Annotated in this window: 28 protein-coding genes; 12 read left to right on the top strand and 16 right to left on the bottom strand. The window is 28.1% G+C overall.

The annotated features are described in order from the left end of the window. Nucleotides 1-29 precede the first annotated feature (29 nt). On the bottom strand, nucleotides 30-479 hold the full coding sequence (gene cgi121, locus MAEO_RS04340) for a KEOPS complex subunit Cgi121 (protein ID WP_011973576.1): 450 nt from the start codon (nucleotides 477-479) through the stop codon (nucleotides 30-32). Between the two features lie 223 nt (nucleotides 480-702). Here cgi121 and cobA point away from each other — a divergent pair, with 223 nt between their 5' ends. Next, nucleotides 703-1,437, top strand: coding sequence for a uroporphyrinogen-III C-methyltransferase (gene cobA, locus MAEO_RS04335; RefSeq protein ID WP_011973575.1), 735 nt, complete (start codon nucleotides 703-705; stop codon nucleotides 1,435-1,437). An 89-nt stretch (nucleotides 1,438-1,526) separates the two neighbouring features. Next, nucleotides 1,527-2,105, top strand: a complete 579-nt coding sequence (locus MAEO_RS04330; RefSeq protein WP_011973574.1) for an FmdE family protein — start codon at nucleotides 1,527-1,529, stop codon at nucleotides 2,103-2,105. A 1-nt stretch (nucleotide 2,106) separates the two neighbouring features. Here MAEO_RS04330 and MAEO_RS04325 read toward each other — a convergent pair whose 3' ends face one another. Next, nucleotides 2,107-2,880: an N-glycosylase/DNA lyase gene (locus MAEO_RS04325; protein WP_011973573.1), complete on the bottom strand. Its 774-nt coding sequence runs from the start codon at nucleotides 2,878-2,880 to the stop codon at nucleotides 2,107-2,109. Nucleotides 2,881-3,153: 273 nt separating this feature from the next. Between MAEO_RS04325 and MAEO_RS04320 the strand changes: the two genes are divergently transcribed. Together MAEO_RS04320 and MAEO_RS04315 are read left to right on the top strand one after the other, a co-directional pair. Next, nucleotides 3,154-4,803 (top strand): ATP-binding cassette domain-containing protein, encoded by a 1,650-nt coding sequence (locus MAEO_RS04320; RefSeq protein WP_011973572.1) that lies wholly within the window; start codon nucleotides 3,154-3,156, stop codon nucleotides 4,801-4,803. Between the two features lie 29 nt (nucleotides 4,804-4,832). Beyond that, nucleotides 4,833-5,975 (top strand): class I SAM-dependent rRNA methyltransferase, encoded by a 1,143-nt coding sequence (locus MAEO_RS04315; RefSeq protein ID WP_157196853.1) that lies wholly within the window; start codon nucleotides 4,833-4,835, stop codon nucleotides 5,973-5,975. A gap of 71 nt (nucleotides 5,976-6,046) precedes the next feature. On the opposite strand, the gene MAEO_RS04310 is transcribed toward MAEO_RS04315, so the two are convergent. Further along, nucleotides 6,047-6,391: a DsrE/DsrF/TusD sulfur relay family protein gene (locus MAEO_RS04310; protein WP_011973570.1), complete on the bottom strand. Its 345-nt coding sequence runs from the start codon at nucleotides 6,389-6,391 to the stop codon at nucleotides 6,047-6,049. Between the two features lie 30 nt (nucleotides 6,392-6,421). Then, nucleotides 6,422-6,634, bottom strand: a complete 213-nt coding sequence (locus MAEO_RS04305) for a sulfurtransferase TusA family protein (protein WP_011973569.1) — start codon at nucleotides 6,632-6,634, stop codon at nucleotides 6,422-6,424. A gap of 198 nt (nucleotides 6,635-6,832) precedes the next feature. Here MAEO_RS04305 and MAEO_RS04300 point away from each other — a divergent pair, with 198 nt between their 5' ends. From MAEO_RS04300 to MAEO_RS04285, 4 genes are all read left to right on the top strand, one after another. Then, on the top strand, nucleotides 6,833-7,279 hold the full coding sequence (locus MAEO_RS04300; RefSeq protein ID WP_011973568.1) for a hypothetical protein: 447 nt from the start codon (nucleotides 6,833-6,835) through the stop codon (nucleotides 7,277-7,279). A 66-nt stretch (nucleotides 7,280-7,345) separates the two neighbouring features. Next, complete coding sequence (locus MAEO_RS04295; RefSeq protein WP_011973567.1) at nucleotides 7,346-9,262, top strand: DUF2341 domain-containing protein; 1,917 nt, start codon at nucleotides 7,346-7,348, stop codon at nucleotides 9,260-9,262. Next, the gene (locus tag MAEO_RS04290) at nucleotides 9,259-9,792 is read left to right on the top strand and encodes a hypothetical protein (protein WP_011973566.1); all 534 of its coding nucleotides are present in this window, start codon (nucleotides 9,259-9,261) and stop codon (nucleotides 9,790-9,792) included. Before MAEO_RS04295 ends, MAEO_RS04290 begins: the two co-directional genes overlap by 4 nt. A 5-nt stretch (nucleotides 9,793-9,797) precedes the next feature. Further along, the gene (locus tag MAEO_RS04285) at nucleotides 9,798-11,393 is read left to right on the top strand and encodes a DUF2341 domain-containing protein (RefSeq protein ID WP_011973565.1); all 1,596 of its coding nucleotides are present in this window, start codon (nucleotides 9,798-9,800) and stop codon (nucleotides 11,391-11,393) included. Nucleotides 11,394-11,412: 19 nt separating this feature from the next. Here MAEO_RS04285 and MAEO_RS04280 read toward each other — a convergent pair whose 3' ends face one another. The 6 genes from MAEO_RS04280 to MAEO_RS04255 all read right to left on the bottom strand — a co-directional run bounded on the left by MAEO_RS04280 (nucleotide 11,413) and on the right by MAEO_RS04255 (nucleotide 16,840). After that, entirely contained in the window at nucleotides 11,413-11,745 is a 333-nt protein-coding gene (locus MAEO_RS04280) for a NifB/NifX family molybdenum-iron cluster-binding protein (RefSeq protein ID WP_011973564.1), read from the bottom strand. Nucleotides 11,746-11,837: 92 nt separating this feature from the next. Continuing rightward, nucleotides 11,838-13,382, bottom strand: a complete 1,545-nt coding sequence (locus MAEO_RS04275; protein ID WP_011973563.1) for a 2-isopropylmalate synthase — start codon at nucleotides 13,380-13,382, stop codon at nucleotides 11,838-11,840. Between the two features lie 160 nt (nucleotides 13,383-13,542). Beyond that, nucleotides 13,543-14,343, bottom strand: a complete 801-nt coding sequence (locus MAEO_RS04270) for an aspartate dehydrogenase (RefSeq protein WP_011973562.1) — start codon at nucleotides 14,341-14,343, stop codon at nucleotides 13,543-13,545. 165 nt (nucleotides 14,344-14,508) lie between these two features. Continuing rightward, nucleotides 14,509-14,781, bottom strand: a complete 273-nt coding sequence (locus tag MAEO_RS04265; RefSeq protein ID WP_011973561.1) for a PRC-barrel domain-containing protein — start codon at nucleotides 14,779-14,781, stop codon at nucleotides 14,509-14,511. Nucleotides 14,782-14,856: 75 nt separating this feature from the next. After that, nucleotides 14,857-15,528, bottom strand: a complete 672-nt coding sequence (locus MAEO_RS04260) for a DUF2100 domain-containing protein (protein ID WP_011973560.1) — start codon at nucleotides 15,526-15,528, stop codon at nucleotides 14,857-14,859. 58 nt (nucleotides 15,529-15,586) lie between these two features. Further along, nucleotides 15,587-16,840 (bottom strand): ornithine cyclodeaminase, encoded by a 1,254-nt coding sequence (locus MAEO_RS04255; protein WP_011973559.1) that lies wholly within the window; start codon nucleotides 16,838-16,840, stop codon nucleotides 15,587-15,589. Between the two features lie 597 nt (nucleotides 16,841-17,437). Here MAEO_RS04255 and MAEO_RS04250 point away from each other — a divergent pair. Further along, complete coding sequence (locus tag MAEO_RS04250; protein WP_011973558.1) at nucleotides 17,438-18,454, top strand: DUF354 domain-containing protein; 1,017 nt, start codon at nucleotides 17,438-17,440, stop codon at nucleotides 18,452-18,454. A gap of 312 nt (nucleotides 18,455-18,766) precedes the next feature. Next, the gene (locus tag MAEO_RS04245; protein ID WP_232202509.1) at nucleotides 18,767-19,219 is read left to right on the top strand and encodes a hypothetical protein; all 453 of its coding nucleotides are present in this window, start codon (nucleotides 18,767-18,769) and stop codon (nucleotides 19,217-19,219) included. A gap of 174 nt (nucleotides 19,220-19,393) precedes the next feature. On the opposite strand, the gene MAEO_RS04240 is transcribed toward MAEO_RS04245, so the two are convergent. Both MAEO_RS04240 and MAEO_RS04235 read right to left on the bottom strand, forming a co-directional pair. Further along, nucleotides 19,394-20,608 (bottom strand): YcaO-related McrA-glycine thioamidation protein, encoded by a 1,215-nt coding sequence (locus tag MAEO_RS04240; RefSeq protein ID WP_011973556.1) that lies wholly within the window; start codon nucleotides 20,606-20,608, stop codon nucleotides 19,394-19,396. Nucleotides 20,609-20,708: 100 nt separating this feature from the next. Beyond that, nucleotides 20,709-21,014, bottom strand: a complete 306-nt coding sequence (locus tag MAEO_RS04235) for a DUF167 domain-containing protein (protein WP_011973555.1) — start codon at nucleotides 21,012-21,014, stop codon at nucleotides 20,709-20,711. 90 nt (nucleotides 21,015-21,104) lie between these two features. Between MAEO_RS04235 and MAEO_RS04230 the strand changes: the two genes are divergently transcribed. Then, entirely contained in the window at nucleotides 21,105-21,737 is a 633-nt protein-coding gene (locus tag MAEO_RS04230; protein WP_011973554.1) for a class I SAM-dependent methyltransferase, read from the top strand. A gap of 24 nt (nucleotides 21,738-21,761) precedes the next feature. Here the strand turns inward: MAEO_RS04230 and tsaA are convergent, their stop codons facing one another. Next, nucleotides 21,762-22,133, bottom strand: coding sequence for a tRNA (N6-threonylcarbamoyladenosine(37)-N6)-methyltransferase TrmO (gene tsaA / locus MAEO_RS04225; protein WP_011973553.1), 372 nt, complete (start codon nucleotides 22,131-22,133; stop codon nucleotides 21,762-21,764). Between the two features lie 227 nt (nucleotides 22,134-22,360). Here tsaA and MAEO_RS07750 point away from each other — a divergent pair, with 227 nt between their 5' ends. Beyond that, the gene (locus MAEO_RS07750; protein WP_011973552.1) at nucleotides 22,361-23,020 is read left to right on the top strand and encodes a histidine phosphatase family protein; all 660 of its coding nucleotides are present in this window, start codon (nucleotides 22,361-22,363) and stop codon (nucleotides 23,018-23,020) included. A 2-nt stretch (nucleotides 23,021-23,022) separates the two neighbouring features. Here the strand turns inward: MAEO_RS07750 and MAEO_RS04215 are convergent, their stop codons facing one another. The 3 genes from MAEO_RS04215 to MAEO_RS04205 all read right to left on the bottom strand — a co-directional run bounded on the left by MAEO_RS04215 (nucleotide 23,023) and on the right by MAEO_RS04205 (nucleotide 25,288). After that, nucleotides 23,023-23,604: an XTP/dITP diphosphatase gene (locus MAEO_RS04215; RefSeq protein WP_011973551.1), complete on the bottom strand. Its 582-nt coding sequence runs from the start codon at nucleotides 23,602-23,604 to the stop codon at nucleotides 23,023-23,025. Beyond that, nucleotides 23,601-24,872 carry a M20 family metallo-hydrolase gene (locus tag MAEO_RS04210; RefSeq protein WP_011973550.1) on the bottom strand — a complete coding sequence of 424 codons (1,272 nt, stop codon included), beginning with the start codon at nucleotides 24,870-24,872 and terminating at the stop codon, nucleotides 23,601-23,603. The genes MAEO_RS04215 and MAEO_RS04210 overlap by 4 nt, the downstream gene beginning before the upstream one ends. Nucleotides 24,873-25,084: 212 nt before the next feature. After that, nucleotides 25,085-25,288, bottom strand: a complete 204-nt coding sequence (locus MAEO_RS04205) for a TRAM domain-containing protein (protein ID WP_011973549.1) — start codon at nucleotides 25,286-25,288, stop codon at nucleotides 25,085-25,087. Nucleotides 25,289-25,452 lie beyond the last annotated feature (164 nt).

Genomic DNA, 25,452 nt, shown 5'->3' with positions numbered 1-25,452 from the left:
CGCCCTATTTTTTATTTTTTTATTTTTGATTATGACACTTCAATAATACTTATTTTTTCGCAAACTCTTTTAATTATATATTCTTTGTCGTTTTCGTTTTCTTTTATGTGATATATTTTTTTTATATTATTTATTTTTGAATCTAGGAGCTCCAATATATTATCATTGGGTATGCCTCCCACGACTTCTAATATTTTATTAAATGTTTCCTCACTATCGCAAACTACACAAATATTGGCATTTTCGCCTTTTGTTCCGATGGTTTTAATGGCGTTGGATATTTGGCGTTGTGCAGAAGCTCTAACTAATATTTCCATCCAAATATTATTTGTAATCGGGGATTTTGAAGTCGCCTGATTAATAGCATGAATTATATGTTTTTTTGATGCAATACAATCGGCATTTAATATTTGAAATGGTAAATTTAGATTAAATATGTTTTGTGTAATTTTTGCATTTTCGATTCCTTTTATTATCATGTTTTCGCCGTAAATATAAAAAAGATATAATAATATTAAATAATTAATGGTGTGTAATAATATATGATACCGTATGTTGTATGATAACTATATGATATTATATATAATATAATTTGGCAGTGGTTTTAATGTAGTAGTTTATATAATATATTATATGGATTATATTATAAATTGTATATGTTATTATTAATATTATTATTACTATTATTTGACTGGTGATATAATGAATGTATTTTTAGTAGGCGCAGGTCCCGGAGATGAAGGGCTAATTACTGTAAAAGGACTGGATTTAATAAAGAAAGCAGATATAATAATATATGATGATTTAGTTGGTAAAAATTTATTAAAATACAGTAAAGAAGATGCAGAATTAATTTATGTTGGAAAAAGAAAGGGAAAACACTCCCACAAACAAGAAGAAATAAACAATATATTGGTTGAAAAGGCAAAAGATGCCATTGCCAACAATAAAATTGTTGTTAGGTTAAAAGGCGGTGATTCCTTTATATTTGGTAGAGGCGGTGAAGAGGTATTGGAATTAAAAAAACACAATATAGATTATGAAATGGTTCCTGGAATTACCTCTTCAATAGCTGTTCCGGAGGTTTCAGACATACCACTTACACATAGAAAAGTTGCCACTTCATTTACTGTTGTAACAGGACATGAAGCAGAGGATAAAAAGGAAAACGAAAAACAGGTTAAATTAAGTGAGTTAAATGCCAACACAATTGTAATTCTTATGGGAATAACTAATTTAGAAAATCATGTAATGGAGCTCCTAAAAAATCAAAATAGAACCGTTGATACGCCTGTTGCCATAATAATGAATGGAACACGACCAGACCAGAAAATTATAAAAGGAAATCTTGGAAATATTGTAAATATTGCAAAGGAAAACAACATTGCACCGCCTGGAATTATTGTGGTAGGGGATGTTGTTAATGTTTTAGAATAATAATTCATATAAATAAGGGCAATATGAGATTATGGGGTATATAACAACCTATCTATCGATTTACTAAACAAAAAGAAAATGGTGAATATATGAAAGAGGATTTAAAGAATACAATAGAATTTCATGGTCATTTTTGCCCTGGTTTAGCTATGGGGTATAGGGTGGCAAAATATGTTCAAAATCACTATAAAAAATCGGAGGACGAGGAGCTTGTAGCTATTGTATATAATAATTCATGTAGTGTTGATGCAATTCAATATTTACTTGGATGCACCTTTGGGAAGGGAAATTTAATATTTAAAGACTATGGAAAGCCCGTTTATGTATTTTATTCAAGAGAGCATAAAAAAGGTATTAGAGTTTCATTTAAAGATGAAATAACTAATGAAATGAATAATATGTGGGATAAATTAAGCAAGGTTTCAGACAAAGAAAGAATAAAGCTTATGGATGAATTAAAAGGCAAATGCGCTGAAAAAATATTAAACTTATTTGATGGGGAGCTCCTAAATATTGAGGAAGTGGATATTCCAGAACCTGAAAAAGCTAAAATATATCCTTCACTTAAATGTGATGAGTGTGGGGAGTATTTTATGGAAATTAAGGGGAGATTAATCGACGGAAAGGTTGTATGCATGGAATGCTTTGAGAAATTAATGAATAAATAAATTATTGAATATTTATTAAATTATCTATTTTTTTACTTATTTCTTTATTTTCCAACGATTTTAAACGAATTTTTACAGTTTTTGAATTTCCCAAAGCTGACCACAATATAGAATCTATATGAAGAGGAGGAATTTCCGTTTCTTTTGAAATATTGTTCCAAAATTCAATTGGATTTTGTTCTGTAAATTTTTTGGTGTATTTTTCTATCCTGCTGTCTTTTGGTATCTCAATCTCAAAAGGATAAGGAATAAATCTTTTAAAAACTATCCTTGAAGCATATCCAAACATTTTAATAGCAAATACTACGGTTTTTGAATCCTTTTTTGTGTTTAATTGCTTTGCCAGATTATCCCTGAATGAATTCATATTTAAATAATAATTTTCCAAATCTGCAATGGGTAAATTATTTAAAAATGGTTTTATTTTATTAATTCTTTTTATTTTTACATTGTTAATGCGTCTATTTCCATTTGAATTACTTAAAAATAATATATAATTTTCAAATAAATCGCCATTATCTTTCTCTTTATTTTTAATGGTATTGTCCCAGTTATATTCTGAAAATTCCTTCCACCAGTTTTCGCCAGTTGTTGAAAGTTGATAGCTCGTAAGGGCATTAATTATTACTAATTTTAAAAATAATTCGTCATTATTTAATGATTTTTGCAGATTTTCTAAATAATGATATTGTAAATCTACGGTTTCTTCAATCGTTTTTGCAGATTCTATACCTAACTCTTTTAATGTAGTTTTTAAATTGTTTAATTTATCCATTTTATCACACAATGGGTTATGCTTTTTGGGAGCTCCCCTATATATTTTCACTATACACCATATAGTCTATTCGAGAACTTTTTGCACCGATATGTATATATTAAATATTTATTAATATACTTGGATATATATTGACTAATTAATGAACCTACTCTCCAAACAGACTATAAATTATATATAAAAAGATTATCATTATTATTATAACCATTATCATTTATCATTATTATCTAAATATATAATAATATTTTCTAAATATGTAATTAAGGTGCGATTATGACAGTTAAAGTAAATAATTTATCTAAATATTATGGTAAAAAAAAGGTGCTCGATAACATAAGTTTTGAAGCTAAAAAAGGAGAAATTGTTGGAATAATTGGAAAATCAGGGGCTGGAAAATCTACAATAATTAAAATATTGAGAGGAACAGACAAAGAATACGAAGGGGAAATTGAAATATGCGGTAAAAAAGAAAATTTACGAGAGATTACTGCAATACACATACAAAGGAATTTTGCACTATGGGCCGAACCTGCCATATACAATATAATTAGGAAATTATATGCCATAAGAACTAACTCATATAATGAGGAGCTCCCTATGGAAGAGGAGTGGGAAGAATACGAAAAAACTGCAACAGAAATATTAAAACTTGTTGGATTGGAGCATAAAAAAAATGCCTATTCAAATATATTAAGTGGAGGAGAAAAGCAACGGCTTATAATGGGAAGACAAATAGCAAAAATATACGAAAAAGGAGAGGGGGTTTTATTACTTGATGAACCTGCTACAATGTCATGCCCTGCTTCAAAACAGGCTTTATTAGAAGTTTTAAAAAATATCAATGATAAATTAAATATTACAATTATTATTACTTCCCATCTTCCAGAAATACATGAATATCTATGTGATAGATGTATATTATTAGAAAATGGTAGGGTGAAAATGGAGGGAGCTCCCAACCAAATAATAAATGAGTTTTTAAAAGATATGCCTGAACCAGAGCAAAATATGGGAGCACCCAAAGATAACAACGAAATAGAAGTAAATAACATATCAAAAAGATATTTTGTAGTTAATGGGGGAGAAACACTAAATTTAAAGGATATATCATTTAGCGTAAAAGAACAAGAAATCTTATCAATTATTGGTCCAAGTGGAACAGGTAAATCTGTATTGTTAAGATTACTGGCAGGTTTGGAAGTCCCCGATAATGGAACAATTACCATTGATGGCGTTGATTTAACGGATTATGGTTGGGAGAGAGTGCAATTAAGAAGAAAAATAGGAATTATGCACCAAGAATTCTCATTAACCCATTACTTAACAGTAGAACAGCTGTTAAAATACAGGCAAGGAATTAAGGGAGAAGGTGCCATATCAAATGCAAAATTAAAATCTGCGGAGTTAAATATATCTCCTAAAACAGTAGATGCTATTTATCAGCTTATAGATTTACCAGAAGCAGAGATGAAAAATAAACTTGAAAAATTAGGAATATCAGAGGATATTGTAAAACTATTATTCCCTGCTGTTGTCGATGATTTCCATCCCAAAGAAGTTTTAAGTGCTCTTGATTTAGATGAAGAAATATTAAAAAAGACACCAATGGAATTAAGCGGAGGAGAACGGGTAAGGGTGGCATTAGCTTTACAAATTATATCAAAGCCAAAAATATTATTACTTGATGAACCATTTGGAGATTTAGACCCGATTACATTGCGGGAGGTTTCTAATTACTTAAAGAAAATAAATAATAAATTTGGAACTACCATAGTTGTAATAAGCCACCATATAGAACTTATAAAAGAAATAAGTCATAGGGCAATATTAATTGATGAAAATAAATTAATCGGCGATGGAGCTCCCGAAAAAATTTGTAATGAATTTATAGAAAGAAGTTGCTCTAAATTTTTGGGGCAATAATTTATATATTATAATATGGTGATTTTTTGATAAAAATAGAAATAGATAAAAGGGCATATACTTCAATTAAGAATTTTTCACGGATTATTTATAAAAATGCTGTAATAAATAAAGAGGATTTTCCAGAAAAAGAACAAATAATAACAATTAATTATAATAATAATTTTGTAGCAAAGGCATTATATAATCCGGGAGCTCCTACAATTAAAATACTAACTCTAAATGATGAGGAAATAGACAAAGATTTCTTTTATAATCGTATAAAAGAAGCCAATAATTACCGTAAAACCATATTAAATTATAAAGATACATATAGAATGATATATGCCGAAGCTGATTTAATGCCTTCAATTATATTGGATAAATATAACGATTTAGCTTCTATGCAATTATCCTCAACAGTTATGGAAAATTATGCTCCCATTATTTTTGAGTGCCTAAATGAGATAGCTAATATTAATACGCTACATGTCCAAAGTGCAAAAAAAGGAAGTAAAGAAATTAATTCAAAAATATATGGGGATAAATCCAACATTGAAACAATAATAAATGAAGGAAATGCAAAATTTAAGGTAAATTTAAAGGGGCATAAAACAGGTTTTTTCTTAGACCAAAGAGAAAACAGAATAAATTTAGAAAAATATATTAAAAAAGGAGATAAAGTTTTAGATATTTGTTGTTATACTGGTGGTTTTTCAGTCCATTGTGGTATAAAAGGGGCAAGCGTTGTAGGTGTAGATATTTCCGATAAGGCAATTGAAGTAGCAGGGGAAAATATGGAGCTCAACAACATACAAAATTATGAGTTTATAAATGGAAATGCCTTTGATGTAATGAGAGATATGATTGGCAACAATGAAAAATTTGATGTTGTAATTTTAGATCCTCCAACATTCACAAAATCTAAAAAAGATATAAAAACAGCTTTAAAAGCATACAGCACAATGAATACGATAGGATTAAAATTATCAAAAAGATTATTTATATCCTGTTCCTGTTCCCATCATATCGATAGAGAATCTTTTAAAAATATGGTGGTTTCGTCCTCCCTTAGGGCAAAAAAAGAAATTATGCAAATTGGAGATTATAGGACACAATCTCCTGATCATATAATTACAATGGCAAATAAAAATTTAGAATATTTAAAATGTCTATTTTTTGCTGTTCGATAATAAAAATAGAATAAATAACAAAAAAAGAAATAATAGTAAAAATCTTTGATTTTTACAATTTTTAATATTTTTTAAAATGTAATTACTTTATCGCTTTCTTTTGTAAATGCCACTAAATCGTGCATTGTAGCTAATTTAACTCCATCAATTAAATCTTTTTCTTCTAATCCTCTGGCTTTACAGCATGGACCACATACTTTTACAACTGCTCCCGCTTCAATGCAATTTTGTAAATATTCTAAATAATTGGGAGCTCCTGCTGGATTTTGGTTAGTTTTTGCAACATAAATTCCATCTTCGAGAAGAAATATATTTATATCTATACCTTCCAATATTGAGGTAAGTGCAAATCTAAGGGCAGAATATGCTTTCTCCTGTCCATATGGTGCCAATGTAATTATTACAGTGAATTTCAAAATATCACCTTATTTTTATATTATTATTTTTTACTTTTTTATTATTATTTTAAATCCATTTTCAGTTTCTTCGGCAGATACAACTGTATGACCATGTTCTTCTGCAAATCTTGTAATGTTTTCAAGAGCTGGTTTATAGTCTCCGATTACAATTAATTCTTCTCCTTCTGACATCGAATCAAGTGCTTTTTTTGTTTTTAATACTGGTATTGGACAAACTGTTCCACTTACTTGGAGCTCCATATTTTCACCATATTTATTTTTTTGCATTAGATTTATTAATATGTTTATTATCATTGTTATATCTTTTTATTTATTAAATAATTATATAAATATATCTATTAAAAAAATTAATAAAAAATAATTTATTAATTAATTTATTGGGGGAATATATTTATAAGTTTAATAATACAGTTTTATTATAAAATTACAGGGATATATATGTTTATGTTAAAAAATCTAAATTCCAAAAAAGCCCAAATTTCAATAGATGCAATTCTTGCAATTATGTTTTTATTGCTGGTATCTACGCTAGTATATCATAATGTATTCAATACAACTGAAAGTTTTAAAGAGGCCGAAATAGCTGATAGAGTTTATTCAATTGCCGATAGTTTTGAAAATTATGCTTTAATTAGTTATTCAAAAGATATGATAGTAACAATAGAATTAAAACCCATAGGTGTTAACAATTATACTATTTATTTTGGAAATAAAAGCATCGTAGTAAATAGCAAAAAAAATATAACATTTAATCCCACAAACAACGGGGTCAATATTTCAGGGGATGATGTAAAGAACAGCGGTAAAAATATGCCAAATAATGTCATAAATATAAGCTATGGGGATTTTTATGTGGTTAAAAACACCTCATTAACTATCAACTGATGCAATATTGATAATTTAATAAATAAATTTAGGGGGATTATGTTGAGCTCCTAAATTGGTGAAATTATGATAACAAAAATTAAATCAAAAAAAGGATATATTTTTACATATGAAGCAATTATGGTGGCCTTTATATTTTTAGCAGTTTTTTATGTGGGTAGTATGGCATATACTCATAACTTTTTAACATTTCTTGAATCTAAAAAAGACATAGATACAGCACATAAATCACCACTATTGAAGGATTATTATTTAAAAAAATATTCGTTTCCAGGGGATTTTTATGAACGAGATAATTTTATCAATAATATAGTAAATAAATTAAAAAACAATAATATCAAAACTTTTGATATATATAGTAATTTTTCAGAAGATCGGGAAAAAATGTATTTTAGAATATATTCCAACCAGTATGATGAAAAATTAGCAAACGCAACCATTGAGTTAATAACAACTAATAATTATGCCTTTAATGCGACATTTGACACATCAAATATTACAATATATACAAATGTGGCAAATAGAACAAAAACTAATAACTCACTAAAAAATCTCAATGTTAATTTGGGCAATGATTTCACCGTATTTAATGATGTTGTATATATTCCATTAATTACTTTGGATAATAATTCACCAAATCCAATTGGTTATAAAGCATATGGTTCTAATGGGGATATAATTTATTTTCACATGGATGAGGTAGAAAAGAATTTCCGTGCCCGTGTTTTAATTGATATTACAAATAGATTTGGGACTTATTCCAACTGGAAGTATGCTTCTCCAATGTCCGTACATAATAATGTTAATTCATATTTAACAGATTATGCTGTAAAGATAGTATTTGATTCTAAATCATATATAATAGATGGAGAAATGAATAACCTATGTGAAGATATTCGATTTCTGGATAAAAACGATAATGAATTAAATTATTGGATTGAGCCACAGACAATAAATACGACACATACCATAGCATGGGTTAAAATGAATTTAGCTCCAAATGAGTATACTACAATATATATGTTATATGGGAATCCAATGGCAACATCTAAAAGTAATGGAAAAAATGTTTTTGAATTATTTGATAATTTTTCAGAAGATATTAATGGCGATGGAAATTTGGACATTGATAATACATTGTGGAATACCAATTTTGATGAAGAAAACGATTTTGGAACATGGAATTTATTTGATGGAGATAATTATGCAAATGGTATAGGATATAATTATACAAGATTAAATTATAGTGCATATAATGGAACAGATAATTTGATACAAATCTATTCAAACACTAAATATAATAGTAATTATGCAATGAAATCTCGCGTAAAATTTTATAAAAAATATGAGGAATGGATAGGATTTTACAATGGAACTACCATATTTGACAGACAAATAATTTCAAATTATCATTGGGGCGGAGAATTTTTAAGATTTGAATCTTCGAAAGATAATGACAATAATGTGGATTATAGCATACTTCCGATGAATCTTTATAATAATTGGGAAACTTATGAAATTCAGAGGAATGGATCAAATAGTGTAAATTTAATTATTAATGACGATGAGGATAATATTTATCAAAGAACAGTATATATATCCGATGTTGATATGCCAATTTCATTTGTGGCTAGAAAGTATGATACATCAACTGGAGGATATGAACCACCTGAAAGTGATAAAAACGGATATATTGATATAGACTGGGTATTTGTTAGACAATATGTTGGCCATGAACCCGAAGTATATAATAATGCCTATGATGTTGTATTTTCGGTAAATGGTAAAATATTTAGTAAAAATATGCAAACTACATGGGTTTCGTATGAGGATATAAATAATGAATTAAAAGACGGATTAAATGAAATAAGAATAATTCATTCTAATTATCCCGTAGAATTTAATTTAGGAAATGGCAATGGAGGTCAATTTCAAACTATTACATTTTCACCAAGGAATATTTCAATGGTGGTGATACAATGATATTTGATAGTGATGTATTAATTGGAACAATAATACTTATGATTGGTATGGGGTATTGGACGGTATCATTAACAGAACATAATGATGTATATATGGGTGCAGTCCAGAATGAATATCAATTTGATAAAGGAATTTCTACGATGGAGCTCCTTGCAAGTAGTGGAGTATTGCAAGATGCCGTTCTTTTATATTATTTTGATGAGGAAAATGGAGCCCTGAAAAATAAATCAATACAATTATTAAATGAATCAATACGACTAAATAATTATAAACTACAAATTGATAATAACACAATATTAAGTAAAAATTTTAATGGGAGCTCCTCTTATTATATCATTGCCACTGTGACATTAAATAGAAGTGAAGGTTGGTATGTAATTTATGGAGATGAAAATGATATAAATATCTCAAATAAGCGATATATTGATTATTCCGATGCAATAAGTAAATATAATACAAATATAAGGATGCCAGTATATTATTCAAAAAATACTACTTCATCAAAAGTTAAATTATATATCGGGGGATGAATTATATGTATTTATCACAAACTTCAATAACGCTGGTTTTATTGGTGTTTTTGACCTCTACGGTATTTTATCAAACAATAAATATGAAGACCGAGGATGTCGAAAACACAATAGAAATTAAGAAAATTGCATTATATTCGGACAATATAGAAACAGCAACAAATAGAAATTTGGAGAAAATAGTAAATGATGTATTTGTAAATATATCATATGGCATAATGAATAATGGTGAATTTTATAACAGTGCGGAGGAGGCTCGGAGCTCCATTGAAAAAAATATTTCAAAAAAATTGAATAATTCATTATCTAAATTAAATGATAAAAATATTACAATATCGGTTGGAAATGTTAGTATATCGCACACTAATGACCCACTTATTGTTAATGTAAAATGTGATGTTAATTTAGATTACACAAAAGAAGTAAATGGCATAACAATATCATCAAATAAAAATATAGAATTAAATAAAGATATTATATTGTCCAAAATTCCAGACCCTTATGTTTATAAAAACAATTTTTACTATGAATGGAATAATGAAAAAGAAATAACTGTAAATAATATGCCAAATAATGAATATCATACATTTTACATAATATTGAATAATAGTAATTTTAATTATGGCCACATGAATAATTCAGATTCGCCAAATGAAATAAGAATAATCGGAAAAAATAAGGGAAAAAATAATATTGTACTCCCTTACTGGGTTCAGACATGGAAGCAGGGAACTACTAATACATCGATAATATGGGTCAATTGTAGTAGAAACGAATTATTTGGTTCAAATGGTAACCCCAATATAAAAATAATATATAATTCAACTACAAAAATAGATAGACAAAATCCAAAAGATACATTTATATTATTTGATACATTCGATAACACCAGAATAGATGGCAATACCTGGAATGTTAGCGGTGGATATTATATTGACAATAGTAAATTAATCGTTCAAGGGCTCGGTTCAAGTGTATGGACTAATAAAACATATGGGACAGGATATGAGTTAATGTTTAAAGGGAACTTTACGCCGGTTCATGCTCAGGCAGTTGGATTTTTTGAACCAAAATCTGACTATAATGGGGTTGGTTGGGATTGTTATAATTGGAGTGACAGTTGGCTATATATGAGAAATGGAAGCGGTGGGAGTTATGTTCCCAATGGATACAATTATCTAAATGAATTCCACACATATGGTTTAAAAAGGATTTCAGAACAGAATTTAACCTTTACAATACTAAATGATACATTGGATATGGAATATACCAATACATTTAATAATGGAGATAATGACAATAACTATCCAATTTCAATAAATACATTTACAAACAGTAATGCAACAATTTCTATTGATTGGATATTTTTAAAAGATGTAAATGATATTACCGCCACAGTAGGGGCTGAAACTACTACTGACATTATATATAATGAATTAAAACCAAAAACAATGATAGGAACCATATATTACGGAGACCCGGAACAATATATATATGTTAATGGCACAGAAGCAGGAAATTATTCCATAATAGGAATACTAACAAATACCACAGATTCCTGGGGTACCGTAGGATATAAGCCAAAAATAGAAATAGAGTAATTATTTTTTAAATTTTATTTTAATTTTGTATTTTTTCTAATTTTCCTTCCAAATATAATTTTATATTTTTATCTATCTCTTCGGTTTCACATTTATATAATTCAATACTTTTTTTAGATAAATTTTCTATACTGTTATTACCCATGTTTATATACAATATAGCATCGGGCTTTTCATTTAATAATATATTAATAGCTTTACCATGACCTTGACCATCACAGGGAACATTATCTATAATTTGGGTATTTACTATCTCTTTTTTGTCATCATCTATCTCAGCAATTAAGAAATAAGGACTTTTCCCAAAATGGGAACATATTTTATCGCTTTCCATAGGTATTGCTATTTTCATTTTATCGCCTTTTTCATTTTTAATATTTTTATTATTAATATTTAATATATAAAGGAGCTCCCATTTTTGGGAGCTCCCAAATATTATATAATTTATTTCATTATTTTATTTATTCCGTTAATAATAGCCTCAACTGATGCCCTAACTATGTCTTCATTTGCAGCCTTTGCAGTAATTTCCCTGCCCTGCCCTTCTAATATAACAATAACTTCTGCCAATGCATCAGTTCCCCCTGTAATGGCATTTATATGATATTCTTTTATTTTTATTTTTTCGCCAGTGATGGAACAAATGGCTTTTAAAGCTGCATCAACAGGTCCAACTCCTACTTTTGAAGTTGTATATCTCTCATTATTCATGATTAAAGAGACACTTGCAGTAGGTATTATTTTATTTCCAGTCATTACGGCTATTTGTTCTAAATTAACAGCTCTTTCTGATTCTGCGGTTCTATCTGTAATATCATCCACTATTGCAACAACATCTAAGTCAGTTATCATTTTTCCTTTATCTCCTGCATCTTTTATTCTTTTGGAGATTTCATTAAATTGTTCTTCCGTAATATTTTCTCCCACAATATAATTAAGTTCCTTTAACTTGGATAATATTGCATGAGTTCCAGTATGTTTTCCAAGTATGATTTTTCTTTTTTGCCCTACTATTTCTGGGTCAATAGGTTCGTAGGTTAGGGCATGAGCTAAAACTCCATGGGCATGAATTCCACTTTCATGAGCAAATGAATTTTCTCCAACTATTGCCTTATTTGGTTGGTTTTTTATTCCTGTAAGATTTGATACTAAATTAGATATTTCTGTTAATTTTTCAGTTTTAATATTACTTTCTATTCCATAAATCATTTTTAAAGACATTACGGCTTCTTCAAGAGATGCGTTTCCAGCTCTTTCACCTAATCCGTTTATTGTGCAGTGAATTTGCTCTGCCCCTCCTTCGACTGCCCCTACTGAGTTAGCCACAGAAAGCCCAAAATCATTATGGCAATGAACGGCAATTGGAACATTTATTTCTTTTTTTATTTCGCTTATTAAATATGTCATAGCCCTTGGAATCATTACTCCAACGGTATCTGGAACATTTATTCTATCTGCTCCTGCATCTACGGCATTTTTATAAACTTCAATCAAATAATCTAATTCTGTTCGTGTGGCGTCCTCGGCTGAGAATTCTACTTTTAGCCCTCTTTCTTTTATATATTCAATTGATTCAACTGCTTTATTTATTATTTGTTCCTTATCCATTTTTAATTTATATTTTCTATGTAGTGGGGATGTTGCTATAAATGTATGTATGCTATCCACGCCACAATCTACTGCTATATCAATATCTTTTTTAACAGCTCTTGCAAGTCCGCAAATTTCAGCATTTAGATTTAAGGAAGTTATTTTTTTAATTGCCTCCTGCTCCCCAGGGGAAGATATTGGAAATCCTGCCTCTATTATATCTACTCCAAGATTATTTAGATTAATGGCAATTTCTACCTTTTCATCAGGTGTTAGAGATACTCCTGGGGTTTGTTCTCCATCCCTTAGGGTAGTATCAAATATTTTAATTTTTTCAGGTAGATTTAAGTCTTTAATTGAATTTTTAATTATATCGTTGGTTGAGCCATATGTATCCATAATTTCACCAGATTATGAGGGTAGTAAATATTAGTAATATAATATATAAATCAAATAAAAATAAATTCGCTAATAATTAACAGCTAATAATTAATTGTAAATAAAAATAGAAATAAATAATATATAATTTTATGTATTTTTTTATGTGTTTTGGAAAATTTTATGTTCCAACAATTATTGGTTCAGACAAATCTTTTAACAATCTAATAACAGAATAGGCAGCTAACGCCGAAGTTTTGGGGTTGTCTTTACAGGGATTATTTTCCACCACCGTTTTAATTGTGCCTATTGAACCTTTTACAATTATTTCGTGTTTATTTGATGTTGCCGACGGGTCAGCTACAATTTTAACCTTTGCAGGAATTTTTGAGGCAATGGATAACACTACGGATACATTTATGTTTTGAGGGAATTCTTTAATGGCATCAAACACAGTTCCTTCAAAAACAACCGTAGGTTCTGATATATTTGTAGTATCTATACCTTTATTTTTTAAGGCATCTTCCAATCCATAAACTGGCTTTGTAGTGATTAAGCTCACTTCATCTATTCGTCCTATTGATGCGGTTTTAATAGCATCAACTCCTGCAATAGCTCCTGACGGAACAAATATCTTTTTTTCGTTATCGTTGGCAATTTTATATAATTTTGAAAATAAATTTTTATCTGCCAAAGCTCCAACACTCATAATAACTACATTTTTTTTATGATTTAATGATTTGGTGGCAACTTCTTCTACTGATTTAATTGATGCACATTCTATTACTATATCTAATTCTTCTTTTACAAGCTTATCTATACTATCGCATATTTTGGCATTAGTTAATTTATTTAAATCTTGTGATTTATCGTTATGTTTGTCATATAGTGCTACAATAGTCCCGTTGATTTTTTTGTAGTTAATGGCTTTTGCTATCATCGTAGCTATTGTTCCGCACCCTATTATGCCTATTTTTAACATTTTTCATTCACTCTAATATTAAATTATAAAATAAAAAACTATCAATATAATAAAAAAAATCCATACAAATTATGCAAAATAAAAATTATATTTAGAATATAAAACATTCATAAAATAAATATATGTGATGTATTCAGGGAGCTCCAATAATAACTCCCATAATTTTTACATAATTGGGCTTTTAGCCTCTCCTCTCGTAGTAGGTGGTTTTATTAATACAATATTCCCAATTGAATATACAATTCCATAAGGCAATATTATTTTTCGTGTAGGTTCGCTAATTGTATCACCCATACATCCTCTACTCACATCAGAAACCACAATACCTCCAATTGAAGATTTTTCAAGATTTATCATAGCATCATAAACTTCTCCAACATACAATCCTTTTGTAGTATATATTTTTTTTCCAAGCATCTCGCTAATTTTAATTGACATATATCCACCCTATATTTAATATTATATCATTGATATATTGTGTAAATTATATATTTATTTGTATAATATATATAGTTAATCCAAAATAGTTTCAATATCTATTTTAATAGCATTCCAATGTTTTTTTGCACTATTATATATTAATTCGTCGGCATTATTATTTTTATCCACTACAACAACAACAGTTGAAGGATTTACTTTATTTATTAGGTCATTAATTTGATTTTTAACAATATTGCATTTTTTTTCAATTCCAATTAGGGCTTTATCATTAATTTTTGGATTTATAATTTTCATATCCTCTGGTTCCAAAACTCCTTCTGTGGATATTATATTTAAATTTGGCTCGATATTCTTTAAATTTTTCAGTGTTTTTTTATTTCCTACAATATACAATGAATTTTCGTTTAGCTTGGGAGCTCCCTCAGTTATTTCAAAACCAAATTCTTTTAATATTTTATCAATATGTTTTTTAGTCTGGAATAATATTTTACAGAATTCTTCGGCCTGTTCCTTATTTAATTTATGGGTTGGGGCAGTTTTACCCAAATAATCATCTGCTTCAATTGCAGAATACATCATTTTTTTAAGTTCTCCACTGTTTATAACTCCTGGTTCAGCATCTTTCCAGGATTTTTCATTAATTAATTGTGGAGTGGCAGTAGTTATAGGTTTGGATTTTTCTATTTTAGATATGGTACCAACTGCCTTTTTTAATAGTATTTTTGAATTATTTAATTCGTCCATTTTATCACTATATATTTTTTTATTCAATTATTGATATTGTTATATTATTATTACTATTTTATTTTGTATTTTCATTTTCCATTCTTTCCAATTCATCAACAAGCAAAGATATAAATGCTCCAATATCTGTAACAACTCCGATTACTTGGGAAGTTCCTCTATCCATTAATTTTGTTACTGCATCGGAATTAATGTCAATACAAACGGTTTTTACATAAGAGGGCATTAAATTTCCTGTGGCTATTGAATGTAATAGTGTAGCCATCATTATGGTCATTTTTTTATCCAATATTGCCTCTCTCATTTTATTTTGGGCCTCAATTATATTTGGAATTACATCTGGAAGTGGTCCGTCGTCCCTAATACTTCCAGCAAGAACAAATGGAACATTATTTTTTACACATTCATACATAATTCCTTCTTTAAGTATGCCTTGCTCTACGGCTTCTTTTATACCTCCTGCTTTGGTTATTTCATTAATGGCATATAAGTGGTGCTTATGCCCTCCTAAAACTGGTTTTCCTGTTTTTATATTTACGCCAAGCGAAGTTCCATAAAGAACACTTTCTATATCGTGGGTAGCAAGGGCATTTCCTGCAAGTAGTGCTTGAATATATCCCATTTTAATAAGCTTTGCAATTGCTTTTCCTCCTCCTGTGTGTATGATGGCAGGACCTCCGACAATTGCTATTCCTCCTTCGCCTGTTTTTCTGTATTCTTCTCTTATTTGATACATCTCTTTTGCAATATTTTCCACAATTGCCTGTTTTGGTTTTTCAGCCGATACATCAGAATTCATAAACTCAAATAATTCTCCTTTTGCCCGTGGTCTTTCTGGAGGTATCACTCTTATGCCATGATGTCCAACAACAATTAAATCATCTTTTTTAATATCTCTCATTACCTTAGTTTCGGCTGTTTTAGTTTCAGGGCAAACTATAATTATGCCGTCCATTTTAGGTTTTTTAACTTCTATCCATTCCCCATTATATTTTATATGTGTGGGATGATTGGTTGTTGAGTAAAATCCTTTTGGCAATACTCCGTCTTTTTCTGCTGGTTTTACTTTTACCTCTTCGATTTCCGGAATTTCTGCCCCTATGTTTTGGAGCTCCTCCAATATTTTATCCAGGTGCTCTTGATTTTTACCTATAACTTGCATTTTTGCATATGATATATCGGTTTTTCTTTTACCGATATCAAATTCCAATACGGTATAATCCCCATCAAGCTCTAATATCGTATCAAATGCTTTTGGTAGTATTCTATTGTCTATAATGTGGCCCTTTAATTCAATTTCTCTAACAAACATATTAATATCTCTCCTTCTTTTTTTTATAATAAATGATAGTACCAATGAGAATAATACTGGTAATAATACTGGTAATAATAATAGCAGTAAGAATATTAATCAACATTAATATCTCTCCTTCTTTTTTATAATAAATGATGATTACAATATAATATGAATAATAAGAATAACTAAATATATATAGTGTTTATTATTATTTATATATTATTTATTGTGGTGAAGATGACTTCGGAGCTCCCATATTTTGTGTTCAAAAAGTAGTTCTAGTAAGCCAAAAATATTTAGTTTATTGTATATTATGTAAAATTTGGTATGTGGAAATATCATCACTGCAAATATAGTTAATCTTCAATAACTATCCCTTATCCGGCTTATTATTAAACAAAATCCTTTTAGGATTTTGTACAAAAGCATAGCTTTTGTAAACAAATTTCTTCATTTATTGTAATATGGTAGAGATTTTAGCTTTTAATAGGGATTAGTGAAAAAGACCGAAGATTGATTATAGTTTTCGAATATATAATAAATATGAGTTAAATATTTTATTAATTTATTATTAATTTATTATTTTTACAGTTATTAATTATCGGTGGTTAAATGGATGCATGGATTGACTTTACTAATGCCCCTCATGTTCATTACTTTTCACAATTAATAAATAAATTTGAGAAGGAAGGTATTGAATATATTATTACGCTAAGAGATTTTAAAAATTTAGAAAATATTGTTAATTTATATAATTACACATCAAAACCAATTTTAATAGGGAAACACGGAGGAACTACGGAAGAAAAACTTATAAATTCCACAGAACGAATTATTGGCTTAACAAAAGTAATAAAAGACAACAAACCAAAAGTTGCAATTGCAAAACATTCTGTGGAGCTCCCTCGGGTAGCCTTTGGACTTGGCATTCCATCAATTTTTACAGTAGATAATGAGTATGCCGAAGCCCAAAATAGATTAACTATGCCATTGGTAAATGATTTAATAGTTCCAGAAGGAATAAATAAAACAATGTTAAGGAAACAGGGGGGAAGGGATTTTATTTCTTTTAATGGAACATGTGAAGTTGCAAATATTAACTCCCGATTAAATGGAATAATTCCAATTAATAAAAATATCGTTAATGAATTAAACCTAAATCCTGAAATGCCAATAATTATAATGAGGTCTTGCCCTAATTCTTCATACTGCAATGGAAATGGAGATATTATTCCAAAAATCATTGAAAAATTAAATAAAAAAATAGATTGTAATATTGTAGCATTCTCGCGAACAGATGCCCAGAAAGAAAAATATAAATCACTAAATGCCGTAGTGCCCCATAGTATTGATGCAATATCTCTAATATATCATGCCGATGCTATGATTGGAGCAGGAGGAACTATGAATAGGGAATCCGCAGTTATGGGGATTCCTACGGTTTCATGCTACCCTCAAAATATTTTGGGCGTAGATACATACCTTATGAAAAAAAATCTCATGATACATACGAAATCAATAGATAAAATAGTAAAATATGTAATTGACAATATTGGTAAGAAAAATAAAATGCCAAAATTAGAGGACCCAACTAATTTAATTTTTGAAAAAATTTGTGAGTATTTATAGTCTGTTCGGAATGTATGTTCATTACGGGTTAAAAAAATCTTAAAGTATTTTAATGGAAATTTAAACTAATATATATTTTACATACCCATTAGTGCAAAAAGTTCTAGAATATAATCTAGGTTATACACTATATGGTAATATATAAATATTTACATATTTTTTATTATTATTTTTAAAATATATTAATTTATCAAATATATGCATCACAATATATAATTGATATTATTAATCTATTAAATGCCATTATTAAAAAATATAATAAAGCATATATATTATAAAATAATTATATCTAGTATCGATAATAAATGGCAAATGAGTGGTGATATTATAAAATCTAGGGCGTTATTAAATGGAATGATATATGTGGTAAATAAAGCAGTATTTCAAGTAGTTGGACCAAGTTCTAGGTCAATTTCTAGATTATCGGCAAAATATGTTGTAGAATATCTTCATTCTCAAAACATAGTCGATAAAAATAATTTATCCGAAGAGTCATTAAAAAAAGCATTCATCGAAGATTTGGGACTTTGTGATGATTTAATTTATTCGGAAAATGATGGATTGGCGGTTTTGGAAGTAATAAATCCAGTATTGAGAGAAAGTGTTTTGGAGTTAAATAAGGAAAATATACCTATTACAGTAGCCCCCTGTATAATATATGCTTATGTAATTAATGACATTAGGAATTGTAAAGCATCATTTGAAAAAGTAGAATATGATGAGGAAAATAATAATACAACATGGACATTTAAAGTAAGATGTTAATATATCGTATTAATATTTTATAATTTTATTTTTATTCTTATTTTTTTCACAGGGTGGAAAATCTCAATATCCTTCGGATATTGAACAAAAGCAGAGCTTTTGAATTCAAAATCCTTTTAGGATTTTGTACAAAATCGAAGATTTTGAATTCAAAATATTAGATTTTGTAAATTTTTAATTTTTAATATTTTTCATTCTTTCTCTTATCCAAGGTGAAATTCTATCTCTATCCATACAATAAACTTCTATTTTAGGAATTATTATTCTAACAACATCAATTCCAACTTCTGGTTTTTTCAAATCAGCAACAATTAATTTATCGAATCCCGTATCAATTAATTTATTTTTAATGACATTTAGGTCCTTTTTTAAATTTAATTTTGCATTATTTGGGAGCTCCTCTATATTTATCTCATCTTTATGCCCATACCATTTTCTATGGACTTTTATCAGTCTATCATATTGGACCTTTCGTACAATATCTCCTCTAATTGTATCGTCTCTCTTATTTTGTATTTGGGTGGCCCTACTTTGAATTACTTCTGTAAGTGCCCTAATTACTGCTATTTCTGGATTAATGTGGCAACCTACTCCAATACACAATAAAGCAGGGTCTTTTAAAACAGGTTCATCAGATACGGCGGCAACTGTGGGGATACCAATATCACTAGTTAAATCCTTTAAAACTACATTTATATTGGCATCTTTAAATTTATCCATTAATTCGTGTATTATTGGATTTTTTGCCCCATCTGTGTTTATTTTTGTGTGGGTTTTATTGTATATTTCGGCTATACTCCAAGAATCTCTTTCTATTAATTCAAGGGTGCCGTGGAAAATCGCTTCATCTTTTGTGTTTCCTGATGCTATTCCATTAGTATTACTTTTAAAAAGCTTTCCCTCTGTGGGGTGGCATACGGCATTTACAGGAATATCGATAATTTCATCGTTAATTATGTCATGGCAGGCTGTCCATTCAATATTATTTATATTATTATTTATTTGATTTATATTTTTATATGATTCTTTGGATAGCACCAACTCCTTTAAATCTATTGGATTTTCTGGATTTTTGGTAGCGGGTTCATTAAGGCATCCCATGGAATATCTTTCAATTGCCTCCATTATTGCCGAAACCTTTGCTTGAATGTCCGTAGCTCCTTTACCATAATGATATTTTACTATTTTTTCTTTTGTATCATTTTCATTTTCGGGGCTTTTTACAATTCTTTTTGCAGAATAAACTGGAATTCCAATTCTATCTAAATTGTCAATTCTTTCTAAAATTTCAATATTTATATTTTTTGTTAATGATTTTATCTTGTTCCAAGTTTCTTCGGGAGAGCAAACTCTGTATGTTTCTACATTATAATTTATTGAGTCGTACATTTTACCACGGATAATTTTAATTTATTATTATATTAAATATCTATTAATATCTATTAATAATACCTATTTATATTTATTTATATTTATTTATAATTATTCACTAAATATTATTTTTTAATATTTTATCTATTATTTCGTCTTTGGTAGCACCAATAACACAAATGGTTTTTTGAGAGGAGGTCAAACCTGAAACTATTATTATATCTTTTCCAAAGGTTTTTTTGAAAAATTTTGCAATTTCTTTATTCGCCTTCCCATCAACGGGAAGAGCTTTTATTTTAATAATTAGCCTTTTCCTCCACTCATTAATTTCGCCTATTTCATTTTTCTTTGCATTGGAGGATATTTCCACATCTATTAATATGCCGTTTTTATCTTTTGATTCTCTAATAATTTCATTAATCAAAATACCACCATTTTATATGGTATTATATAATGAATATATAAGAAACATAACTATTAATATCTTATTTTATGATTAAATAACTGGTGGATTATGGGGGAACAAAACAATAATTATTTATTAAATTCTTCTTCATTCGATAACTATGCCAAAGAATATGATAGCTGGTATGACGAAAATAAAGAGATATATAAATTAGAAGTTAAGGCAATAAAAAAATACATTCCAAAATCGGAAAAAGAAAATGAAAAAGAAATAGGTTTAGAAATCGGAGTGGGAACCGGGAGATTTGCAGGAGTATTTGGTATTAAATATGGGTTAGAGCCTTCAAAATCAATGGCAGATATTGCAAAGTATAGGGGTATAAAAATATATATTGGTGTTGCCGAGGAGCTCCCTTTTGACAATAATTTTTTTGATTATATATTAATGACCACAACGATATGTTTTTTAAATAATCCCATTAAAGCACTTGGGGAAATAAAAAGAGTTTTGAAGCCAAATGGTAGGCTTATTATTGGTTTTATTGATAAAGATAGTTTATTTGGAAGATTTTACGAATCCAAAAAAGACAATAGTAAATTTTATAAAAATGCTAAATTTTATTCATTAAATGATGTTTTAAACATGCTAAATAAACTAAACTATAAAAATATTATTTATGAGAAAGTTAAACTTAAAAATAACGACGATGGAAGCTTTGTTGTGGTGTGCGCGGAAATATAAAATAAAGATATATCATTTTATTATTCATTGTTCCATACCTATTTTAATATCTATTATCGGCGTATTTTCAAAGGCATCAATTTTATCAATGTATATTTTATTTTCCTCTATTTTTAAAATATCTGTCTCATATACAGCTATTGGATTTGGTCTAAATGGGGACCTTGTCGAAAAAACTCCCCGAATTGGTTTTTTTGTGTCTCCTCTCGGATGAACTTTTAATATTTTTCGTTTTTCTGGGGTATCACTTTTATCGAACCATAAAAGCAAAGAAATTTTAGTTTTTTCTTTTAACCCTGCTAATCCATCAGAATATTCTTTGAATATATTTAATATAGTTTTATCTTTAATTTGATTAATGTTTCCTATGGCATATATTTTAAATGATGATTTCATACTAATTCCCTCTTTTTGTTTATGTTGTTATTTTTTATTTTATTCTGTTTTTTTATTTTATTATTGTGTATATTATAATTTACACATATTTTAAGTAAAGATAATAATATATGGAATATCAAATATAGAATATGACATATATACAAAATATAAGGGGCGATATTATATGCTAAAAATCACAGATTTTTAGACTAATATCACCTAAAAATAAAAACACCGGTGATATTATGGAAATATCAAATAATATTAAAATTTATTTAATGAGGCATGGGGAGACAGATGCAGGAAATGATATTTTTGTTGGCGTAACCGATGCAAATTTAACTGAAAAAGGAATTAGCCAAACAAAACAAATGGCAAAATTTTTTATTGACAAACCAATTAAAGAAATATATTCAAGTCAATTAAAACGAGCAAGGCACACCGCAGAAATTATTAAAGAGGTAATATGTTCCAACAAAGAAAATGATATTCCACTATATCAATGTGATTTACTAGCTGAAATGGATTTTGGAGAGTGGGAAAAAATGAATAGAAAAGATATTAAAGAAAAATATAAAGAATTATATAAAAAATGGGAAGAAAATCCTTCAAAAAATACTCCGCCAAAAGCAGGAGCTCCCCAAAATGTTGCAAAAAATATGGTAAAATTTTTGGATAAAATATACAATAAATTTAAAAAAGATGCTGAAAATGGAAACAATATAGAAATTATTGCAGTTTCCCATAAAACAGCAATAAGGATATTATTATGTTATTTAGATAATAAAGATTTAAAATATTATCGGAGCTATAAAATTAATGAAGGAGATATATTTGAAATAAATTATACCAATAACGGTTGGAAATGGAAAAAAATTAATATATTAAATAGTATAAATAATTAGTTTCAAAATACATCATTTAAAAATTTTTTAAATTCCTCAAATGCTTTTTTTCTATGGGAAATATTGCTTTTTTCCTCTGTTTTCATTTCTGCAAATGTTCTATTTTCTCCATCGGGGATAAAAATACTATCATATGCAAATCCATAACCTTTACTTTTTATTTCATTAGATACCTTTCCTTTTACAATTCCCCGGAATAATTTAATTCCATTTTCATCACAATATCCAATAACTGTTTTAAAATATGCACTTCTATTGTTTTCATTTTTTTCGTTATTTTTATCTTCCAATAGCTTTAAAATTCCTTTATTTCCAATGGTTTCTTGCACAAATTTTGAATATGTTGAAGGAAAACCATTAAGTGAATCTACAAAAAATCCACTATCCTCTACAATTATCGGTTTTTTTATGGTATCATAAATATATTTTGCTCCAAATATCGAAACTTCTTCCAATGTCCCTTGAATTTCAGGATATGGCATCGTTATCTGTTCGATAGATATATTTTTATTTTTTAAATCTTGTAGTATAATATTTGCTTCTTTAATTTTGTGCTGATTTCCAGTTGCGAAATAAATTTTCATTTAAATCCCTCCATAATTTCATAATATATTTTAGCCATTTTTATTAAATCATTAAGTTTTATATGTTCATTGGGCTGATGTGCCGTCTCTTCTCCAATTCCCCAAACTACTGTATTGTATCCTTCCGCCCTTAAAAATGCCCCAACAGTTCCTCCGCCCATTCCGCATAATATGGGTTCTTTATTCAATACTTTTTTAATGGCATTTTTCAGTTCCAATACTAATTTGGAGTTTTTTGGAGTTTTTTGAGATTGTTCTTTATTTAATATCTCATAATCAATGGTAATATTTTTTAATTCCTCTTTATCGTAAAATATTAAATATTCGGGGATTTTATTTATGAAATTATCTATGAAATTATCTATATCTTTTAAGACTTTGTTGATATCGTAATCTGGCAATATTCTGCAATCAAAATTTAATTCCACCAATCCAGGAATTGTATTTGTATTCTCAATGTTATTTGATAATATTGTAGGTTCGAATGTAGAGTAGGCAGGATTAAATAATTCGTCTTTTTTATTATATTTTGAATATAAATAATTATAAAGATTATTTGCAAAATTAAAGGCCAATACATCGGCATTAACCCCATTATTTGGGGTGCTTCCATGACATTGTTTTCCTTTGATTTTAAATTTAATCCATAATATATTTTTTTCTGCAATTTCGATAAGATTTCCATCGGGAGCTCCGAAATCTGGAACAATAAATAAATCATTTTTTTTAAATATCTCTTGTTTTCGTTTTAGTATGTGCTGTATTCCGTATTTGCTTCCACATTCTTCATCAGATACAAATATTAGGCTTAAATTATATTTTGGATTAAATAATTTTTTGTTGTTGAAATTGGAGTTTTGAAAAATCATATTCATTAATAATAATGAAGAAACTATTCCTTTATGGTTGTCCTCACTGCCCCTGCCGTAAATTTTCCCATCTTTAATTACTGGCTTATATGGTGGATTACTCCATAAATTTAAATCTCCCTCTGGCACAATATCTAAATGAGAAATTATATGGAGTGTCTCTTCTTTTCCAAAATCAAATTTTGCCACAATATTTGGTCGTATTATGTCTTTATCGTCCTTTATATTATATTGTTTTATTGAATAATTTTTAATATTATATTTTTTTATATATTCATTTAGTTTATCCAATACGAATTTTGACTTTTTTTCTTCCCCTACTCCGCCAAATTCTGGATTTACTGAATTTATTTTAATTAATTCCGATGATATTTCCACCGTCTCGTCCATTAGGTTCATATATACACCTTATATTTTATTTTGTTAGGCCGTTCATTCGTATTTATTGAATAACGAGCCTTAATTATTTTCATATATAATGTTATTTAAAAAAACTATATAATTCTATGGTTGGACTAAATATGTGGGATTATATTAAAATAATTAACGAAATATCTATATATATGGATTAATTTTTGCTAAAAAAAAAGAAAAATAAAAATACACTTAAATTATAATCTTTCTCCGAAAGCAAATTTTTGTTTTACGGATGTGATTCTAATTGTAAGTGTTTCCCCTTTTTCTGTTTCAGGTACGAATATAACAAATCCTTCGAGTCTTGCTATTCCGTCTCCCCCTCTTCCTACATCTTCTATTGTTACATCGTATTCTTTTCCTTCTTCAACAGGAACATTTTTTGGACTATCATTAAACATATTTATTTCACCTAAGGTAGTATAATTTATTTAGTATGTATTCACCATTTTATGGTTAATTATAGATTGATTTCATAGTATATAAATATATCTATTATAAGAATTATATTGTAAATAAGATATAATACATAAAAAATAAAATATTAATGGTATAACGGTAAAAT

It is taken from the genome of Methanococcus aeolicus Nankai-3, from assembly GCF_000017185.1.
Taxonomy (GTDB): Archaea; AGJL01; Methanococci; order Methanococcales; family Methanococcaceae; genus Methanofervidicoccus; species Methanofervidicoccus aeolicus.
This window is presented reverse-complemented; position numbering and strand designations above follow the sequence as displayed.

Bases quoted from the DNA above. Each gene is read 5' to 3' on its own strand.
- cgi121 (WP_011973576.1), bottom strand. From the start codon at position 479: ATGATAATAAAAGGAATCGAAAATGCAAAAATTACACAAAACATATTT.
- cobA (WP_011973575.1), top strand. From the start codon at position 703: ATGAATGTATTTTTAGTAGGCGCAGGTCCCGGAGATGAAGGGCTAATT.
- MAEO_RS04330 (WP_011973574.1), top strand. From the start codon at position 1,527: ATGAAAGAGGATTTAAAGAATACAATAGAATTTCATGGTCATTTTTGC.
- MAEO_RS04325 (WP_011973573.1), bottom strand. From the start codon at position 2,880: ATGGATAAATTAAACAATTTAAAAACTACATTAAAAGAGTTAGGTATA.
- MAEO_RS04320 (WP_011973572.1), top strand. From the start codon at position 3,154: ATGACAGTTAAAGTAAATAATTTATCTAAATATTATGGTAAAAAAAAG.
- MAEO_RS04305 (WP_011973569.1), bottom strand. From the start codon at position 6,634: ATGGAGCTCCAAGTAAGTGGAACAGTTTGTCCAATACCAGTATTAAAA.
- MAEO_RS04300 (WP_011973568.1), top strand. From the start codon at position 6,833: ATGTTTATGTTAAAAAATCTAAATTCCAAAAAAGCCCAAATTTCAATA.
- MAEO_RS04295 (WP_011973567.1), top strand. From the start codon at position 7,346: ATGATAACAAAAATTAAATCAAAAAAAGGATATATTTTTACATATGAA.
- MAEO_RS04290 (WP_011973566.1), top strand. From the start codon at position 9,259: ATGATATTTGATAGTGATGTATTAATTGGAACAATAATACTTATGATT.
- MAEO_RS04285 (WP_011973565.1), top strand. From the start codon at position 9,798: ATGTATTTATCACAAACTTCAATAACGCTGGTTTTATTGGTGTTTTTG.
- MAEO_RS04280 (WP_011973564.1), bottom strand. From the start codon at position 11,745: ATGAAAATAGCAATACCTATGGAAAGCGATAAAATATGTTCCCATTTT.
- MAEO_RS04275 (WP_011973563.1), bottom strand. From the start codon at position 13,382: ATGGATACATATGGCTCAACCAACGATATAATTAAAAATTCAATTAAA.
- MAEO_RS04270 (WP_011973562.1), bottom strand. From the start codon at position 14,343: ATGTTAAAAATAGGCATAATAGGGTGCGGAACAATAGCTACGATGATA.
- MAEO_RS04265 (WP_011973561.1), bottom strand. From the start codon at position 14,781: ATGTCAATTAAAATTAGCGAGATGCTTGGAAAAAAAATATATACTACA.
- MAEO_RS04260 (WP_011973560.1), bottom strand. From the start codon at position 15,528: ATGGACGAATTAAATAATTCAAAAATACTATTAAAAAAGGCAGTTGGT.
- MAEO_RS04255 (WP_011973559.1), bottom strand. From the start codon at position 16,840: ATGTTTGTTAGAGAAATTGAATTAAAGGGCCACATTATAGACAATAGA.
- MAEO_RS04250 (WP_011973558.1), top strand. From the start codon at position 17,438: ATGGATGCATGGATTGACTTTACTAATGCCCCTCATGTTCATTACTTT.
- MAEO_RS04245 (WP_232202509.1), top strand. From the start codon at position 18,767: ATGAGTGGTGATATTATAAAATCTAGGGCGTTATTAAATGGAATGATA.
- MAEO_RS04240 (WP_011973556.1), bottom strand. From the start codon at position 20,608: ATGTACGACTCAATAAATTATAATGTAGAAACATACAGAGTTTGCTCT.
- MAEO_RS04230 (WP_011973554.1), top strand. From the start codon at position 21,105: ATGGGGGAACAAAACAATAATTATTTATTAAATTCTTCTTCATTCGAT.
- tsaA (WP_011973553.1), bottom strand. From the start codon at position 22,133: ATGAAATCATCATTTAAAATATATGCCATAGGAAACATTAATCAAATT.
- MAEO_RS07750 (WP_011973552.1), top strand. From the start codon at position 22,361: ATGGAAATATCAAATAATATTAAAATTTATTTAATGAGGCATGGGGAG.
- MAEO_RS04215 (WP_011973551.1), bottom strand. From the start codon at position 23,604: ATGAAAATTTATTTCGCAACTGGAAATCAGCACAAAATTAAAGAAGCA.
- MAEO_RS04210 (WP_011973550.1), bottom strand. From the start codon at position 24,872: ATGAACCTAATGGACGAGACGGTGGAAATATCATCGGAATTAATTAAA.
- MAEO_RS04205 (WP_011973549.1), bottom strand. From the start codon at position 25,288: ATGTTTAATGATAGTCCAAAAAATGTTCCTGTTGAAGAAGGAAAAGAA.